Raw genomic sequence first — 16958 nt, 5'->3', positions numbered from 1 at the left:
AGCAGCGGCGCATGCGTGGCCTGCAGGACGAGTCGCAGGTCAGGGCGGAAGTCGAGCGGTTCCTGGCGTTGGGGCGTCTCTACGACGTGATGCTCCGCCCGGAGAAGGAGAAGGACGCCGCAGTGCGGTTCCGCTTGGCGCGCCTGCGCGCCTGGCGCACGACGACGACGTTCCCGATCACACTGCACCTGATGGAGCGCCGGTCGTTGGGGGACATCGACTCGGACGAACTGGCCCGTGCGCTCCTCTACCTCGAGTCGTACTTGGTCCGTCGTCTCGTCTTCGGTCGCTATTCCGACGGTCTCAACACCACCTTGCTCGCGGCCACGGCCGACATCCAGGGTCAGGACGACCCGGCGGATGCCCTGCAGCGCTTCCTCTCCAGCGGACGGAAGCACTTCGCCTCCGACGATCAGATCCGCCAGGCCGTGATGACGGCACCCTTCTACACGACGGGCCGGGCGGCCCACCGGAAGCTGATCCTCCGGTGGATCGAGGAGTCCTACGGCAGCAAGGAACCGGTGGACCTCGACAGCGCGACCATCGAGCACGTCTTGCCGCAGACCCTCACGGAGGAGTGGGAGCGCGCTCTGGCCGGCCAGCTCGAGGCGCACCAGGACCTTCGAGAGGTGCACACCGAGCTCCTCCACACCTTGGGCAACCTCACCCTCACCGGGTACAACAGCGAGCTGAGCAATGGGCCCTTCGCGGTCAAGCGTGCGGAGCTGGCCAAGAGCGGCATCCGCATGAACCAGGAGATCTCCGCTGAGCCGGTATGGGGTCCCGCGCAGATCCGTGCTCGCGCCGAGCGGCTGGCGGACCGGATCGTCGGTATCTGGCCGGGACCCTCAGCAGAGGCCGCCTCGGGAGTCGCCCACACGGCCTGGCAGACGCTGACGGACGCCGTCGAGGCCATTCCCGACGGGTCCTGGACCTCCTACGGCGAACTGGCACGGCTGATCGGAAGCCATCCGGTCCCCGTGGGGACCTACCTCGCACGGACGGCGCTGCCGCACGCTCATCGTGTGCTCCAGGCGGGTGGCACCGTCTCTCCGTCCTTCCGGTGGTCCGACGTCCACCGCACGGACGATCCGCATGACGTCCTCGCAGCCGAAGGCGTGCGCTTCTCCGAGGACGGACGGGCCGACGGCGGCCAGCGGCTGCTGGCGGAGCAGCTCGCCGAGCTCATCGACGTTGACGTCGACCTGACCGATCCCCGGTCACTCGCCGCCCCGGGCAACGACCCTGCGCTGCGGGACCGCTGGGTCGACCGACTTCACGACCACAACGATCCCGAAACGGCCCGCGCACTGATCGAGGTCCAACGAGGATGGGTCGAGCGCGGTGGCCGGGCGGAATTCGCGGACAATGCCGCCGGCGGTTGTTTCTTGGTCGTCCCGCGCACGTCAGCACGCGCCATCTGGCCGGTGATCCTGTACCCGACGTACGGCGTCGAGGTCGTCTTCTATCATCTGGCGAAGTGGGCTCCCTTCACGGACGAGACGCTTCTCGACGAGTTCCGGGGACGTCTGAATCTCATCCCCGAGGTGGAATTCGGCCCTGAGTCTCTCCGCCGGCGCCCGAGCATCAAGCCGCAGACCCTTCAGCCGGCCGCGGCGCAGGAGGCGTTCCTCGACGCGCTGGAATGGTTCCTGCGCACCGTCCAGGAGGACGACAGGACTTCCTGACAGCCCGGCCAGGGGCAGGTCCTGACGAGGCGCTGACCCCCTCACCCCGTCCACCTCACCCAGTACGCTCGCCCCATGAAGATCGGTCTCCGCAAGCCCAGCCTGAAGAAGTCCATCAAGGCCCGCACCACGGGCCGCGCCAAGCGCGCGATCAAGCGCAAGGTCATCCCCGGCTACGGCCGCAAGGGGATGGGCTGGCTGCGCGATCCGAAGCGCGCCGCCCGCAACGCGGTCTACAAGCGCACCACGTTCGGTCTCGGCGATGTCCTGCGGATGTTCCGATGAGCGCGCCCGGCAGCATCACCGCCGACGGCGCTCGCGGTCTCGCCACACACCGCGCCCCCGGCGCCGTCGAGCTCGTCGAGCCGCCCCGCGAAGCTGTGGAGTGGATGGCCTCATCCGCCCCCGCGACCGACCTCTGGTGGACCGCCACCGTCTGTGGCGAGGAGGACCCGGGCTGGCACCGGCTGGAGAGCGCCGCCCAGATCGCGGACCTGGTGCACGCCCTCACCGACCCGCGGGACAAGCTGATCCTCGAGGACGAGCCGCCCACCCGGTACGCGCAGATCATGCTGCTGGGCGACGGGCTCTTCATGGTGGAGATCGCCAAGCGGTTCGAGGGGCTCGGGGCCTACAACTGGCGGATCGGCCGGGGCCGGGCTGCGGACGAGGCCGCCAACGACCCCCAGGACCTCGTCCAGCCCCTGCAGGAGCTCACCGCCGCCGAGACCGTCGAGGTCCTCGTCAGCTGGGCACAGGGCCACGGCCTCCCGCTGCCCTACGGGGCGGCCCTGCGAACCTACGGCACCCCGCCGGACCCGGGGCTCGGGTTCGACTCGTGACGCTCTAGGGGCGCGAATGTTCCCGGGCGCGGTGCAGTGCCGACCGTATGGTGTGATAAGCGTCATGCAATTCCGATGATGAAGGAGCACAGTGGAGTTCGAGGTCCCTTCCGTGTCACCCGGCTCGGAGTCTCTTAACGCCCCGTTCACCTCGAAGCGACGCCGTGAGCTCGCTGCGCTGGCCAGCATGACCATCCTGCCGTCGACCCCGCGCGCTGTGAGGATGGCCCGGGAGTACTTCGAGGGCAGCACACTGGCCGAGATCGGGGAGCGGTTCGGCCGCACCCGGGAACGGGTCCGGCAGCTCATCCGTGATGAAGCGGGGTACTCGACCAAGGAATTGAAGGCGTACCGCGAACTCCTCGCTGACGAGGAGTTCCGCATGAAGCGGGCGGCCGCCGTGTCCTGGTCGGAGCGACACGTGGGCGTGCCGCTCTCTGTGGCATCGCAGGATCTGAGTCTGTCCCAGCAGGAGCTGCGGCGGTTGCTGGGCAAGCGCGTCAAGTTCCATCTGGGAGACGCCAAGCCGCGCAAGACGTCCTCGGCTACCCCGGACGAGGTTCTGCTCTCTGCTCTCCGCGAGTTCTACGAGGAGACGGGAGAGACGGCGGCGCAGTCGTTCACCCAGTGGTCCCGGAGCCACGGAGTGCCCACTCACCAGACAGTGGCCAACCGGTTTGGTGGATGGAACGCCGCTCTCGAACGCGCGGGCATCGCGGTCACGGACCGGCGTCGGAGTCGATCCAAGTACTCCGACGCAGAGTTGGTCGAAGCACTGGTGGACGCGTGGTCCTCAGCGACGCCGCCCCGCACCTACCTCGAACTCTCGGACTGGCTCTCCGCGCGCCCGGGCATGCCGTCGGCGGCCCTGATCCGCAATCGTCTCGGCGTGGGGTTCGAAGAGATGCGAGCGCGCGCCCTGCGCGTCGTGGCCGGTCAGTCGATGGGCTTCCCGGGGCGGAAGCGGACCCGGGTCGACTGGAAGGGCAAGCTCGATCCGGGGGACGACCCGCTGACCCTGGTGCGCCGGGCGATCGAGGACCGAGGGCCGCGCCTGACCGTCGCCGCCTACAACAGCTGGGCGGCGGAACACGGAGTCCCCGCCACGCCGACGGTCCTGCGCCGCGCTGGCACCAATTGGGTCCAGCTCGTGGAGGCGGCCGGCGGTACCCCCAACCCGCCGAAGCCCGCCAACCCCTTCACTACCGAGGAACTCCGGGTGTGGATGGAGCGGTTCATGACAGAGTCGGCCACCCACAGCCAGTCCGCTCACGAGGAGTGGCGCCAGGCCCACGGTGGCCCTTCGGCTCAGACGATCACCACCCGTCTTGGCCCGTGGCGAGAGGTCCTCGAAAATCTCGGCGGGGGCCAACGAGAGGGCTGAACCGGCGGTGAGCGCCCCGTGAAGTTTGTCCCCCGGGCATCATGGCCCCATGACGTCCGCTCTCAACCGCCTCGAGCATCTCGCCGCCCTCCCACCTCACACCGCGATCGACCCAGCCGAGCTTGCTGTGGCCCTCACGGGGGTGCCAGAGCTCGGGGGTTGGCGCGTCACGCCGTCGCCCACACCCGCCGGCACCACCCCACCCGAGCTCACCATCACCTACGCCACCGACGACTTCGCCACGGCCCTGGCCCTGGCGAACCGGATCGGGGAGGCAGCCGAGGCCGCCGACCACCACCCGGACCTGACCGTCTCCTACGGCCGGCTCACCGTGGGCATGCACAGCCACGACGTCCGCGCCCTCACCTCCCGCGACGTCCGCCTGGCCCGCACCGTCGCCCGCCTCGCCAGCGAGGTCCTCGCCCCCCACGCCCTCGCCGCGTACGGCACCCTGGCGCCCGGCCGCTCGAACGCGCACGTCATGGACGGTGTGCGCGGCACCTGGATCCCCGGCACCCTCCGCGGCACGCTCCACGCCAGCGGCATCGGTGCGGCCACCGGCTACCCAGGCGTCGTCCTCGCGGGCACCGCGCCCGCGCACGCGACCACCGACGTCCCCGCCCAGGTGCTCGTCTCCGCCGACCTCCCGGACCACTGGGACCGCCTCGACGCCTTCGAGGGCGCCGGCTACCGGCGGGTGCCCGGCGTCGTCGCCCTGGAGGACGACGACGCCGTCCGCCCCGCCTTCGTCTATGAGCTGGTGCCCGATGCCGTCCCGCCGTCCGCCTGAGCCCCCCGCCATGACACCGCACCTCGACACCCACCCCGACGCCCGCCCCGACCCCGGCTCCCGCCAGCGGGCCCTCGTCCGGCGCTCGCCCCTGATCCTCGCGGCCGTCGTCCTCCTGGCTGGAGCCGCCGTCCTCGCCGCCCAGGGACACCGCGAGGCGGCCGGCCTCAGCCTGCAGATCGTCACGGTGGTCCCCGTGCCGATCGCCCTCGAACGCGCCCACCGGGTCCGCCTGCCCACCGCGCTGCATGCGATGTACGCGGCCCTGCTGCTCGTCGCACCGTGGGTGGGTGCCGCGCTCGGCGGCTACGACGCCTGGCCGTGGTGGGATGCCCTCGTGCACTTCTACTCCGGCGTGCCGATCGCGCTCGGGTGCGTCTTCCTGCTGGGCGTCGCGGCCGCGCGCCGTGGGCTGGTCCTGCCGCCCGGGCTCGAGGCGCTCCTCGTGATGGCGCTGCACTCGCTCGTGGCCCTGGCGTGGGAGATCGCCGAGTTCACCGCCGACCAGGCGCTCGGCGCGCAGACGCAGAAGGGCAACACGGACACCATGACGGACATGATCGTCGGCACGCTCGGGGCCCTGATCGTGGCGTTCGCCCTGTACGCGCACCGCACCCGCGGCCGCTTCGCCTGGCTCTCGCGCTTCACCGGGGCTCGGACGGACCTCGCCGGGGGGCCGGCGCAGCCGCCGCCGGCCTGAGCCCGCGGCGGCGTCGCCTCAGTGGGCGACGCCGCCGGCCCGCGCCGCCGCCCACCTCTCACCGGCCCGCGAACGCCTCCACCCGCCGCACGGCCTCCGGGTGCTCGGACGCCGCCGCGATCGACGCCGCCTCCTGCCGCACATGCGCGCGCAGCGCCTCGACGTCGGCCCCGCGCGCCAGCGCCTTCGTCGGCCCATAGGTGTGCGCCGGACCGGCCACCAGCTCGTCCTCGAGCTCCGCCAGACGCGCCGCGAACGCGCCGCCGGCCACCGCCTCGGTCGCCAGGCCCCATGCGACGGCCTCGGTCCCGTTCAGGCGCCGCCCGCCGAGGAGCAGCTGCGTCGCGCGCACCGGCCCGAGCACCCGCGGCAGCCAGTAGGACACGCCCGTGTCCGGTGTCATCCCGAGCGCGGAGAACGCCGTCAGCAGCTGCGCGTCCTCGCGCACCAGCACGACGTCGCCGCCCAGCATGAGCCCGAGCCCCGCCCCGGCGGCCGTCCCGTTGACGCCGGCCAGCACCAGCAGGCGAGAGCCCGTCAGCGCCACCGCGACCTCGCCCGCCGCCTCGCCGAGCTCCTGGATCATCGCGCGCCGCTCCGGCCCGGCGGGGGAGGCGGCCATGGCCTGGACGTCCCCGCCGCCGCAGAAGATCCGCCCGGCGCCGGTCAGCGTGAGCACGTGCACGGAGTCGTCCGCCTCGGCCGCGGCGATCGCCGCGAGCACCTCGCGCGCCATCGTCAGTCCGAGCGCGTTGCCCTTCGCGGGCCGGTTCAGCGTCAGCCGCACGACGCCGGGCCGCGTCTCGACGAGGACGGCGGGGGCGTCGTCGGAGGAAGAAGGGGTGGGTGCGGTGCTCATGTCAGCTCCTGGGGTTGGCGGGTGCGGTGCGCGGGTGCCGGCCGCGAGGACGGCCGGCCGGGCATGGGGTGGGTGCGCGATCCGAAGCGCGCCGCCTACAACGCGGTCTACAAGCGCACCACGTTCAGCGTCTGGGACCTGTTCCGCTGAGTCTGTTCCTCACGCGGGCTGGTCCGCCTCGTCCTCGTCATGCTCCTCCACGCTGCGGATCAGGGCCCGCAGGAACGCGGCCGCGCCGGCGAGCTCGACCGGGGTGAGGCCCTCCACCGCGGCGAGCATACTGCGGTGCATGGCGCCCAGGGTGGCGCGGACCTCGTGGTCCGTCTTGGCCGTCGGCTCCACCACCACGGATCGGCGGTCCTGTGGGTGGGGCGCCCGTCGGGCGTAGCCGTCTCGGACCAGTCGGTCCACCAGGGCGCTGGCGGAGGCCGGGGTGATCTCCAGGGCGCTGGCCAGATCCCGCTGACGGACCTTGTGGCCGCGTCGGTCGGCCCGCAGCAGGTAACGCAGGGCTGACAGGTGGGTCTCTCCCATCCCCATGCTGTCCCGGGTGCGGGCGCGCATGCGCCGTTCGGCCTCCCGGTAGCGTCGCAGCAGGTTGAGCACGTCCACAGGTTCGATCTCACGGGCGCCGCGGGTGTACCAGTAGCCCGACGTCGGTTCGCCATCCGTGCTGGTCAGCGTGGTGTGCTCCTCACCCATGCGCTCTTGAACCTCCCTGTTCACGTCACCCCGAAAATTTGGTTAGTCTTCCTAACGCATAGTTAGACTAACATTTTCCAGGTCACGGCGATCTCTGTGAGGGGGCGCCCGGGCCGCGGCGAGAGGAATGTCATGACAGCAACGCTGGAGGCCCCCCAGGCCATGGGGCGGACCCTGTCCGCCGTCCCGCCCATACTCGAGTCCCCGGCGCCGCAGCCCGCCGCCTTCCGTGAGCGCTGCGCCCGCCTGGCCATGAGTGCCGCGCGGGCCGTCACCGTGTTCCCCGAGGTCGCTGAGGCCAGGTTCGCCATCACCGGCACCCCCTCCGCCCCCGCGCTGGAGGTGGACTGCATCCTGCGGGACGGAGAGGACACCGCGGCGGTCATCGAGACCATCGCGGTGCACCTCGTCGAGGACCTCGAGGAGCTGCTCGGCGCACGGTTCCACGAACGTCGGCTGGAGCTGGTCGTGGACCGCAGCCTGCCCCGGGTGGGCGTGGGGGTCGTCTCCGCGCCCTGAGGGAGGCGCTCACGCGAACGCGCTCATCCCGGTCAGGTCCCGGCCGAGGATCAACGCCTGCACGGACTCGGTGCCCTCGTAGGTGTGCAGCGCCTCGACGTCGGCGAAGTGCCGCATCACCCGGTGCTCGAGGAGGATGCCGTTGCCGCCGAGCATGTCGCGGGCGATCTGCGCCACCCGCCGCGCGCCCCGCGTGCAGGCGTACTTCAGCAGGGACGCCTGCTCGTCGCGCAGCCGCCCCGCCGCCTGCAGGCGGGCCACGGCCACGCAGCGGGTCTGCATCGCGGTCACCTCGTCCAGCATCTGCGCGAGCCGTTCCTGCACCATCTGGTGCGCCCCCAGCGGCTTGCCGAACTGCTCGCGCTGCCGGGCGTACGCGAGTGCGGCCTCGAACATGGCGGTCGCGTGGCCCAGCGCGGACCAGCCCACGTTCACGCGGGTGGCCACCAGCACGCGCGCGGCGTCCTTGAACGTCGCCACGCCCGGCAGCCGCGCGTCGTCGCCGACCCGCACGTCGGTCAGCGTGATCTCCGCCTGGTGGATGGCCCGCAGCGCGCCCTTGCCCGTGATCACCTCGGCCTCGTAGCCGGGCGTGGACTGCTCCACCACGAACCCCTTGACCTGGCCGTCCTCGGTGTCGCGCGCCCACACGATCGTGATGCCCCCGGCGGCCCCGTTGCCGATCCACTTCTTGGCGCCGTTCAGCACCCAGCCGCCGGCGCCGTCGGGCCGCGCGGACGTCTCGAGGGACACCGAGTCCGAACCGTGCAGCGGCTCCGTGAGCGCGAACCCGCCCGGCAGCGTGCCGCGCGCCACCGGCTCGAGGTACCGCTCCTTCTGCTCCGGGCTCGCGCAGTGCACCAGGGCGCGCAGCACGAGCCCGCCCTGCACCGCCGCCGCGGCCGCCATCGACCCGTCCGCGCGGGAGATCTCCATCGCCACCAGGCCCGCGGCCAACGGGGACATCACCGCGTGCCCCGGCACCTCCAGCCCGTCGGTGAGCAGGTCGAGCTCGCCCGCCCGCGCCACCAGGTCCAACGGGTACTCCGCCCGGTCCCAGTGCCCGTCGATCCGCTCGAGCACCTCCCGGCCGTAGGCACGGGCGCGGTCCCAGTGCGCGCGGTCCTCGTCCGTCGCCTCCCCGAACGCGTCCAGGTAGTCGACGTCCAGGGGCGTGACGACGTCGTAGGTCGGCTTCTGCGTGCGCGTCACCGGGCCTCCTGCGTCCGCTCGGCGCGCAGCGCGCGCTTGAGGAGCTTGCCCGACTGGTTCCGCGGCAGCTCCGCCACGAAGTCCACGCGCTTGGGCACCTTGAAGCCCGCCAGCCGCTCCTTCACGTGGGCGCGCACGGTCTCCGCGGTCAGCTCGGCGCCCTCCTTGAGCACGACGACGGCGGTCACCGCCTCGATCCAGCGCTCGTCCGGCAGGCCGATGACGGCGACCTCGGCCACCTCGTCGAGCTCGTAGATCGCGTCCTCGACCTCCCGCGGGGCGACCAGCACGCCGCCCGTGTTGATGACGTCCTTGATGCGGTCCACCACCTGGATGTAGCCGGCCGCGTCCTGGGTGACCTGGTCGCCGGAGCGGAACCAGCCGTCGTCGGTGAACGCGTCCGCGGTGGCGTCCGGGCGGTTCCAGTAGCCGGAGAGCAGCTGCGGCGAGCGGTACTGGATCTCGCCGGGCTCGCCGGGCGCGGCGGGGGCGCCGTCGGCCGTCATCACCCGCGCCTCCACGTGGAACACGGGGCGGCCGCATGAGGCCGGCCGCGCGTCGTGCTCCTCGGGGCGCAGCACGGTGCACAGGGGGCCCAGCTCGGACTGGCCGAAGCAGTTGTAGAAGCCGATGCCCGGCTGGCTCTGACGGAGGCGCTGCAGCACGGTCACCGGCATGATCGAGGCCCCGTACTGGGCCTTGTGCAGCGAGGAGAGGTCGCGCGTGGCCAGGTCCGGATGGTTCGCCAGCGGCACCCAGACGGTGGGCGCCAGGAACAGGGAGCCGATGTGCTCGGTCTCCACGAGCTCGAGCATCCGGGGGATGTCCGGGGCGGCGAGCAGTCGCACCGTGGCGCCGAGGCTCAGGTAGGGGAGCAGGAACACGTGCATCGCGGCCGAGTGGTACAGCGGCATGGCCACCAGGGGGCGGTCCTCGGCCGTGAAGTCCAGCGCGATGATCGAGGAGAGGTACTCCGCCACGAGCGCCCGGTGGGACATCATGGCGCCCTTGGGGGTGGAGGTGGTGCCGGAGGTGTAGAGCAGCTGGGCCAGGTCGGTGGCCGACACCTCCGCCTCCGGGGCGGCGGCGTCCAACGTCTCGTCCCGGGCGGTCTCCAGCACGGAGGGCTCGGCGTGGCCGGCGGGGAGCATGGTCCACACGTGCCGCAGAGCCGACGCGCGGCCCTCGGCCCGGACCTGGTCGACGCGCTCGAGCATGCCGGCGTCGGCCACCAGCAGCTCCGCACCCGAGTCCTCGAGGGCGTGCGCGAGCTCGCCGCCCTTGAGCGCGAAGTTCACGGGCACGTGCACGTAGCCGGCCGTGACGCAGGCCAGGAAGAGCAGCGCGTAGGCGTCCGAGTTGGTGGCGTAGGCGGCCACCCGGGTGCCGGCCGGCAGGCCGGTGTCCTGGAGGCGGCGGGCCACGCGGTGCGCTCCGTCGCGGAGCTGGGCGTAGGTCCAGTCGCGGTCCTCGAAGCGCAGGGCGACGGCTTGCGGGGAGCGGGCGACCGCGCGTGCGAACACGCGGCCGATCGTGTCCTCCGGGGCGGGGGAGGGGTGGGCGGCGGTGTCGGTGGGGTGGGTGATCTGGCCTCGCATGGGAACCTCCGGGGGACGGGTCAGAGACGTTCGATCACGGTGACGTTGGCCTGGCCGCCGCCCTCGCACATGGTCTGCAGGCCGTAGCGGCCGCCGCTGCGCTCGAGCTCGTGCAGCAGCGAGGTCATCAGGCGGGCGCCGGTGGCGCCGATGGGGTGGCCCAGGGCGATCGCCCCGCCGTTGACGTTGACCTTCGCCGGGTCCGCGCCGGTCTCGGTCAGCCAGGCCAGCACGACGGCGGCGAACGCCTCGTTGATCTCCACGAGGTCCATGTCGTCGATGGTCAGGCCCATGCGGTCGAGCGCGTACGCCGTCGCCGGGATCGGGGCGGAGAGCATCATGACGGGGTCGGCGCCGCGGGCGGAGAGGTGGTGGATGCGGGCTCGCGGGGTGAGGCCGTGGCGGCGCACGGCCTCCTCGGAGGCGAGCAGGAGGGCGGCCGCGCCGTCGGACATCTGGGACGCGGTGGCCGCGGTGTGCAGCCCGCCGGGGACGATCGGGTCGAGCGAGGCGATCTTCGCGGCGTCCGGGGTGCGGGGGCCCTCGTCCGCGGTGAGGCCAGCGAGGGGCAGGATCTCGCGGTCGAAGCGACCGTCGGCCTGGGCGGCGAGCGCGCGCTCGTGGGAGCGCACCGCGAACTCCTCCAGGGTGTCCCGGTCCAGGTTCCAGTGCCGGGCCATCATCTCGGCCCCGCGGAATTGGGAGATCTCCTCGTCCCCGTAGCGGGCGGCCCAGGACTCGGAGCCGGTGAACGGGTCGGGGAAGCCGAGATCGCGGGCGGCCGTGTTGGACCGGGAGAGCGGGATCGCGGACATGGACTGCACGCCACCGGCGACGACGAGGTCCGCCGTCCCGCTCATGATGGCCTGCGCGGCGTAGTGGACCGCCTGCTGGCCGGAGCCGCACTGGCGTTCGACCGTGGTGCCGGGGACGTCCTCGGAGAGCCCGGCCGCGAGCCAGGCGTTGCGCGCCACGTCCATGGCCTGTGGGCCGAGCTGGTCGATGCAGCCGAGGATGACCTCGTCGTACTCGGCCGAGTCGATGTCCTGGCGGGCGACGAGCTCGCGCAGCGGCGCGGCCGCCAGATCGAGGGGATGTACGCCGGCGAGCCCCTTCCCTCGGCGACCCACGGGGGTGCGGACGGCGTCGATGATGTAGGCCTCGGGCATGGGGGCTCCTCCGGACGGCGGGGACGTGACGCCGATCACGCTATTGCTTGGACATCCAACGATCAAGAGTGTGACGGGATCCGTTGCGGCGGCCTGGAGGAGCGCCGTTTCGTCAACGAAAGCGGCTCGGGGCGCGCCGTTTCGGCCACGAAAGCGCTGGGGCGGGCGTCGCCTCGCCCTGGTCAGGACCCCCTGCCCCGGGCCTACCGTGAGGGCCAGCGGCACGCACCCGTGCCGCTGAGACGAGAGGAGCCGGCCATGGCCACCCCGCACACCCCCGACCCCCAGGACGCCCGGCGCGCACGCGAGGCGACGGACGAGACCTCCGGCGTCGCGTTCGACGGCGACACGCCCCCAGCCGAGGGCGCAGGCGTCGGCCCGAGCAACCCGGGCATGGACGTGGAGCAGACCGGCGAGCGCTCGGCCGGCAAGATCGTGCTCGGGCTGATCATCGCCCTCGTGGTCATCGGCGTCCTGGTGTTCATCCTGGGCCGCGTCGCCGGCCTCGGCTGAGCCGCGGCGCAGACGCCTCGAGCACGCCACCGGCCCATCGCGACCACGGGGCGGGCACCGATCCGTCGGTGCCCGCCCCGTGGTCGTGTCCGCTCCGCGGTGATGCCGCTCAGCTGCGACGCCGCGCCGTCGCAGCGGTCAGAAGCCGCCGCCCACGGTCCGGCGGCCACCCGCCGTGCGTCGGCCGGCGGCACCGGACCGGCCGCGGGAGGCGAGGGCCCCGCCGAGCAGCCCGCCCAGCAGGCCGGTGCCGAGGCCGCCCGTGGACCGGGCCGAGGGTCCGAAGCCGCCGCGGTACGCACCGGAGCTGCGCCCGCGCGTCGTGCCCCCGGCGCCGCGGCGCGAGAGCTCACGCAGCGCCAGACCGCCGAGCGTGCCCAGGAGGGCACCGCCCAGGCCGCTGGACCGGCGTCCCTGAGAGCGGGCCTGCCGGCCGAAGCCGGGGGACCGGCCGATGTGCGCACCGATGGTGGGTCGGCTGGAGCGGCGGCCACCGCCGCCGAGAGTGCGGGTGAGGCTGGAGAGGATGCCCATGGTGTCCTCCTCGGACGTCGTGCCGGCCACTCGTGCGTGGCCGGTCGGGTGCGCCTCAACCTAGGCGTCAACCCCCGCACGGTGTCCAGACCGGGCATCCTCATGCATCGAGGCGGGATATCCACCCCACGGCCGCCCGCGGCAGCCAGATGGGGTCGATATCCCGCCTCGAAACGCGCGGGCGGGGGCGTCAGTCCTGGAGCGGGGAGGTCTTCGGCTCGTCCCTCCAGAGGGCCACGTTCCGCGCCTCGGGCAGGTCGGAGAGGTGGAAGCCCGGATCCATGCCCGCCTTGAGCTTGCGCTCGTAGTCCCGGAGCAGCTTCACGGCCAGCCCGCCCAGCGGGATGATCGCCACGAGGTTGATGGTCGCCATGAGGGCCGCGAACGTGTCCGCGAGGTTCCACACCAGCGCCACGGAGCCGAGCGCGCCGCCGACCACGCACACCAGCACGAGCACGCGGAACACGGTGATGGCCCGACCCGCGTGGCGGCCGGCCAGGTACCGGATGTTGGCCTCGCCGTAGTAGGTGTTGCCCAGCACGGAGGACCAGGCCAGGAAGAAGATGATGACGGTCAGCGCCGGGCCGGCCCACGCGCCCACGGCCTGCTGGAGCGCACCCTGGGTCACCTGCATGCCGAGCGCCTCCCCGCGTCCGTAGGCCGGGTTGGAGAGCAGGATGACGAACGCGGTGGCCGAGCACACGATCAGGGTGTCGAAGTAGACGCCCAGGGACTGCACGAAGCCCTGCTTGGCCGGGTGGGAGACGGCCGCGGTGGCGGCGGCGTTCGGGGCGGAGCCCATGCCGGCCTCGTTGGAGAACATGCCGCGGCGCACGCCCTGCATCACCATCGTCATGCCGACGGCGGCGCCCGCGACCTCGCGCAGGCCGAAGGCGTGGCCCACGATCAGCGCGATCATGCCCGGGACCTCGGTGATGTTGACGACCATCACGATCAGGGCCAGGAAGATGTAGAACGTGGCCATCACGGGGACCAGCACGTTGGTCACGGCCGAGAGCCGGCGCACGCCGCCGAAGATCACGAGGCCGGTGAGGGCGGCCAGGCCCAGGCCCACGATCCACGCGGTGGTGGAGGACGCGCCCCAGTTGGCCTGCACGGACTCGGAGATCGAGTTGGACTGCACGGCGTTGAACACGAAGCCGTAGGTCACGGTGATGGCGACGGCGAACACGGCCGCCAGCCACTTCGCGCCCAGACCGTCGCGGATGTAGTACGCGGGCCCGCCGAAGTAGCCGTCCGCGCCCTTCTGCTTGTACAGCTGGGCCAGCGTGGACTCGACGAACGCGGTGGCGCCGCCGATGATCGCCAGCAGCCACATCCAGAACACGGCGCCCGGGCCGCCGATCACGATCGCGATCGCCACGCCGGCCACGTTGCCGGTGCCCACGCGCGAGGCCGCCGAGATGGTGAAGGCGCGGAACGGGCTCACGCCGTCGTTCTCGAATCCGGTCTGGGACTTGGCCGTCACCGACCGGAGCATCTCCGGGAGCATGCGCACCTGCACGCCCACGGTCCGGATGGTGAACCACACCCCCGCCACGAAGAGCAGCGCCATCACGACGTACCAGTACTTGTCGTTGAAGGCGGTGACGGCCGCTGTGATCTGTTCCACTGTCGCTTCCACAGCCCCACCCTAGAGGCTGGGGCGGAGGACGCGGAATCGGGGCCGGGGTCAGCCGGCGGCGGCGTCGTCCTCGACGCGGAGCTGGATCAGCTGCCCCATCCGCTCGGGCAGGTCCCCCTCGGGGGTGCCGACGCTGGCGTGGCGGGCGGCGGCCCGGGCGAGGTCGTCGGCCAGTTCGTTGCCGTGCACGCCCACGTGGCCCTTGACCCACGTGGTGTCCACCTGGACGTCCGCGGCCTGCGCCAGGTCGACGGCGGCCAGCAGGCGCCGCAGGGTGCGGCGGATGCGCTCGCCCCGGGCGCCGCCGAGGGTGAGCCGCTCGCGGCGGGCGGCGTTGAGCAGGGCCAGCGCGGCGCGCGAGTCCGAGTGGATGGTGACCCGGCCGCCGGGGGTGCCCGCCCACGCGCAGATCACGTGCCCCAGCACGAGCGCCTCGAGTTCCACCTCGAGCGGCATCGTGGCCCCGGCCACGGCCTGCACGGCCCACATGCTCGGCCCGGCGACGGCGGCCGCCCCGCCGATGCGGGAGCCGCGCAGCACGGAGCCGTCCACGTACACGTCCGTCACGTCCGCCTCGTCCGCGAACGTGAGGCTGTGGGTCACCCCGGGCAGGTTGCGGCGCAGGAAGCGGTCCGTGCGGCGGCGGGAGAGGAAGACGCCGGAGGAGCGGCGCAGCGCGTCCTCCTCCTCCTGGGCGGCCTCGATGGCCTCGAGCGGGATCCGGGCCGCGCCCGTCTGGGCGACCGTCTCCGGGTCCACGTCCGGCAGCAGGTAGCTGGAGCGCTGCGTGCCCACGGGGGACTCGTCGAGCCGGTAGGAGACCACGCGCGTGTCCACGGGGGCGAGGACCTCGAGCAGGGAGAGCAGCTCGGCGTCCCGGTCCGAGCCCAGCCGCACGATCACCGGGCGCTCCGGCGGCAGGTCGACGGTGACGGTGGACCAGAAGGCGCTCAGATGCGCCGTGCCGACCATCCCGGTGTAGACGTGGCCGCGGACGTCGTCGCCGAGCTCGCGCAGCTCGAGCTCGCGGGCCACGTAGACGATGCCCCCCGTCGTCGGATGCAGGTCCAGGCGGAGGGCGGGGCCGTGGTCCACGCCGGGCAGCATGGCCAGCGGGCTGGCCACCACGCGGACGCCGTCCCGGCGGATCCGGGTGCGCGGCGGGGAGGGGCGGGGGACGACGGGGCCGGTGCGCGTGAGGTCGACGCCGTTCCGGTCCCGCGGGGTGCCCCGGGGCCGGCGGGCCCGGACCACGCGCAGCGGGCGGTGCTGCTCCTCCGCCTTGGCGCCCGGGCCACGGAACTCCCAGCCCACGTCGACGAGCGCCGCGGGGTGTGCGGGCTCGACGTCGTGATGCAGCGTCCGGTCCACGACCGTCCGCGGGTGGTTGATCCGTGCTCCCATGGCTTCGCCGGCTGTGTCGAAGGGGACCGCGCCGGAACTGTGAGCCGGGTCCGGCGGGCCATGCTGGTCCTGCGGCGGTCGGGCGGGATCGCCGGGGACGAAGGGGACGACCCGTCCCGACCTGTCCGCCCGACCTTACCGAGCGGACCTGTGAGGAGGCAGGTCTCCTCTCCTCGGCCTCCCGCGCGGCGGCGCCGGACGGGGGCTCAGAGCGGGTCCGTGCGGTGCCGCTGCACGTCCGGGCCGGTCGGCACGCCGAGCGCCTGCGCCTGCGCGCGCTGCTGCCGCAGGGACACGGTGCCCAGCAGCAGTGCCAGGGCCCGCTCCCCGTCCTCCGGGGTGTCTGCCGCCTCGGTGAGCAGACGGTGCAGGCCGAGACCGCCCAGCCCGAGCGCGAGGGCGGAGAGCACCAGGTCCGCCCCGTCCCGGTGCCGCAGCAGGGCGGCCTCCGCGGCCTCGGCGCGGCCCGCCAGGTCCGTGATGCGGCGGGCGCGCACGGTCTCCTCCGCCTCGGCGACGATCCGGTCCGCCACCCGCGCCAGCAGCGACTGCTTGTCCGGCACGTGCCAGTACAGCGCGGAGGCCTGCACGCCCAGCACCGCGGCCACGCGCCGCATGGACAGGTCGCCCATGCCGAAGTCCTGCAGGATCCCGACGGCGGCGTCTACCACGTCCTGGGCGGTCAGCCGGGGGCGGGGTGCGGGCGGGGTCATGCCGGAGAGGCTACCGCCGGGCCGGCCTCCTCCGCCGCGATGCGTCCCCCCGCGCCGAGGCGCACGGTGCGGTCGGCCATCACGGCGGCCTCCGCGAGGTCGTGGGTGACGACGACGCCGGTCGTCCCCGCCGCCCGCAGCACCGCCCGGATGTCCTCGGCCAGGCGCCGGCGCAGGTCCGCGTCGAGCGCGGACAGCGGCTCGTCCAGCAGGAGCACCCGCGGGGCAGGGGCCAGCGACCGGGCGAGCGCCACGCGCTGGGCCTGCCCGCCGGAGAGCCGCTGCACGGGCCGGTCCGTGAGCTCGGTCAGGCCCACCAGGTCCAGCAGCTCGGCCACGCGCGCCCGCCGCCGGGCCCGGTCCCAGCCGGCGGACTCGAGGCCGTACGCCACGTTCCGGCCCACGGTCCGGTGCGGGAACAGCTGCCCGTCCTGGAACACCATCCCCACGCCCCGGCGGTGCGTCGGCACCGCGGCCACGTCCCGCCCGTCGAGCTCCACCGTGCCCGCCACGACGTCCTCGAGCCCGGCGATCCCGCGCAGGATGGTGGACTTGCCCGAGCCGGAGGCGCCCACGAGCGCCACGATCTCCCCGGCGGCCACGTCCAGGTCCGTCCCCCGCACGGGGGTGGAGCCGTCCGGGTAGCGGATCGCCACGTCCCGGAGCCGGAGGGAGGCTCCCGTCGT

General features: G+C 73.1%; 19 protein-coding genes. 9 read left to right on the top strand and 10 right to left on the bottom strand.

The window, feature by feature from the left end; all coding sequences use genetic code 11:
- Positions 1–11 precede the first annotated feature (11 nt).
- The 6 genes from ACTSKS_RS06535 (at position 12) to ACTSKS_RS06510 (ending at position 5404) form a co-directional block, all read left to right on the top strand.
- A complete protein-coding gene (locus tag ACTSKS_RS06535) occupies positions 12–1688 on the top strand; it encodes a GmrSD restriction endonuclease domain-containing protein (RefSeq protein ID WP_248087455.1) in 1677 nt (558 codons plus the stop codon).
- Between the two features lie 75 nt (positions 1689–1763).
- Positions 1764–1973: a hypothetical protein gene (locus ACTSKS_RS06530; protein WP_134377219.1), complete on the top strand. Its 210-nt coding sequence runs from the start codon at positions 1764–1766 to the stop codon at positions 1971–1973.
- A complete protein-coding gene (locus ACTSKS_RS06525; RefSeq protein WP_134377220.1) occupies positions 1970–2530 on the top strand; it encodes a hypothetical protein in 561 nt (186 codons plus the stop codon). The genes ACTSKS_RS06530 and ACTSKS_RS06525 overlap by 4 nt, the downstream gene beginning before the upstream one ends.
- Positions 2531–2717: 187 nt before the next feature.
- Positions 2718–3914, top strand: coding sequence for a homing endonuclease associated repeat-containing protein (locus tag ACTSKS_RS06520; protein WP_134415896.1), 1197 nt, complete (start codon positions 2718–2720; stop codon positions 3912–3914).
- 49 nt (positions 3915–3963) lie between these two features.
- Entirely contained in the window at positions 3964–4704 is a 741-nt protein-coding gene (locus ACTSKS_RS06515; protein ID WP_081339235.1) for a 4a-hydroxytetrahydrobiopterin dehydratase, read from the top strand.
- Positions 4705–4714: 10 nt separating this feature from the next.
- Positions 4715–5404 carry a hypothetical protein gene (locus tag ACTSKS_RS06510; protein WP_134377222.1) on the top strand — a complete coding sequence of 230 codons (690 nt, stop codon included), beginning with the start codon at positions 4715–4717 and terminating at the stop codon, positions 5402–5404.
- Positions 5405–5462: 58 nt separating this feature from the next.
- Here the strand turns inward: ACTSKS_RS06510 and ACTSKS_RS06505 are convergent, their stop codons facing one another.
- The gene (locus ACTSKS_RS06505) at positions 5463–6263 is read right to left on the bottom strand and encodes an enoyl-CoA hydratase/isomerase family protein (protein ID WP_095346979.1); all 801 of its coding nucleotides are present in this window, start codon (positions 6261–6263) and stop codon (positions 5463–5465) included.
- A gap of 21 nt (positions 6264–6284) precedes the next feature.
- Between ACTSKS_RS06505 and ACTSKS_RS06500 the strand changes: the two genes are divergently transcribed.
- The gene (locus ACTSKS_RS06500) at positions 6285–6413 is read left to right on the top strand and encodes a hypothetical protein (RefSeq protein WP_275898395.1); all 129 of its coding nucleotides are present in this window, start codon (positions 6285–6287) and stop codon (positions 6411–6413) included.
- Positions 6414–6422: 9 nt separating this feature from the next.
- Here the strand turns inward: ACTSKS_RS06500 and ACTSKS_RS06495 are convergent, their stop codons facing one another.
- Entirely contained in the window at positions 6423–6965 is a 543-nt protein-coding gene (locus tag ACTSKS_RS06495; protein ID WP_163721043.1) for a MarR family winged helix-turn-helix transcriptional regulator, read from the bottom strand.
- A gap of 132 nt (positions 6966–7097) precedes the next feature.
- On the opposite strand from ACTSKS_RS06495, the gene ACTSKS_RS06490 reads away from it, so the two are divergent.
- Positions 7098–7484 carry a hypothetical protein gene (locus tag ACTSKS_RS06490; RefSeq protein ID WP_163721041.1) on the top strand — a complete coding sequence of 129 codons (387 nt, stop codon included), beginning with the start codon at positions 7098–7100 and terminating at the stop codon, positions 7482–7484.
- 9 nt (positions 7485–7493) lie between these two features.
- On the opposite strand, the gene ACTSKS_RS06485 is transcribed toward ACTSKS_RS06490, so the two are convergent.
- From ACTSKS_RS06485 to ACTSKS_RS06475, 3 genes are read right to left on the bottom strand one after another with little or no spacing between them, the layout of a single operon-like run.
- Positions 7494–8696 (bottom strand): acyl-CoA dehydrogenase family protein, encoded by a 1203-nt coding sequence (locus ACTSKS_RS06485; protein ID WP_163721039.1) that lies wholly within the window; start codon positions 8694–8696, stop codon positions 7494–7496.
- A complete protein-coding gene (locus tag ACTSKS_RS06480) occupies positions 8693–10294 on the bottom strand; it encodes a fatty acyl-CoA synthetase (protein WP_134415894.1) in 1602 nt (533 codons plus the stop codon). The genes ACTSKS_RS06485 and ACTSKS_RS06480 overlap by 4 nt, the downstream gene beginning before the upstream one ends.
- 20 nt (positions 10295–10314) lie before the next feature.
- Positions 10315–11463 (bottom strand): acetyl-CoA C-acetyltransferase, encoded by a 1149-nt coding sequence (locus ACTSKS_RS06475; protein ID WP_134415892.1) that lies wholly within the window; start codon positions 11461–11463, stop codon positions 10315–10317.
- 258 nt (positions 11464–11721) lie between these two features.
- Between ACTSKS_RS06475 and ACTSKS_RS06470 the strand changes: the two genes are divergently transcribed.
- Complete coding sequence (locus tag ACTSKS_RS06470) at positions 11722–11976, top strand: DUF6480 family protein (protein WP_095346987.1); 255 nt, start codon at positions 11722–11724, stop codon at positions 11974–11976.
- Positions 11977–12114: 138 nt separating this feature from the next.
- Here ACTSKS_RS06470 and ACTSKS_RS06465 read toward each other — a convergent pair whose 3' ends face one another.
- From ACTSKS_RS06465 to ACTSKS_RS06445, 5 genes are all read right to left on the bottom strand, one after another.
- Entirely contained in the window at positions 12115–12510 is a 396-nt protein-coding gene (locus tag ACTSKS_RS06465) for a hypothetical protein (protein WP_063188917.1), read from the bottom strand.
- A gap of 190 nt (positions 12511–12700) precedes the next feature.
- Complete coding sequence (locus ACTSKS_RS06460) at positions 12701–14143, bottom strand: alanine/glycine:cation symporter family protein (protein WP_095694964.1); 1443 nt, start codon at positions 14141–14143, stop codon at positions 12701–12703.
- Between the two features lie 60 nt (positions 14144–14203).
- A complete protein-coding gene (locus ACTSKS_RS06455; protein ID WP_134415890.1) occupies positions 14204–15559 on the bottom strand; it encodes an RNase H family protein in 1356 nt (451 codons plus the stop codon).
- A gap of 206 nt (positions 15560–15765) precedes the next feature.
- Positions 15766–16272, bottom strand: coding sequence for a TetR family transcriptional regulator (locus tag ACTSKS_RS06450; protein ID WP_041102654.1), 507 nt, complete (start codon positions 16270–16272; stop codon positions 15766–15768).
- Complete coding sequence (locus ACTSKS_RS06445; protein WP_230594433.1) at positions 16269–16928, bottom strand: ABC transporter ATP-binding protein; 660 nt, start codon at positions 16926–16928, stop codon at positions 16269–16271. The genes ACTSKS_RS06450 and ACTSKS_RS06445 overlap by 4 nt, the downstream gene beginning before the upstream one ends.
- Between the last annotated feature and the right edge of the window lie 30 nt (positions 16929–16958).

This window comes from Micrococcus sp. TCR-5 (assembly GCF_052220525.1).
GTDB lineage: Bacteria > Actinomycetota > Actinomycetes > Actinomycetales > Micrococcaceae > Micrococcus > Micrococcus luteus.
This window is presented reverse-complemented; position numbering and strand designations above follow the sequence as displayed.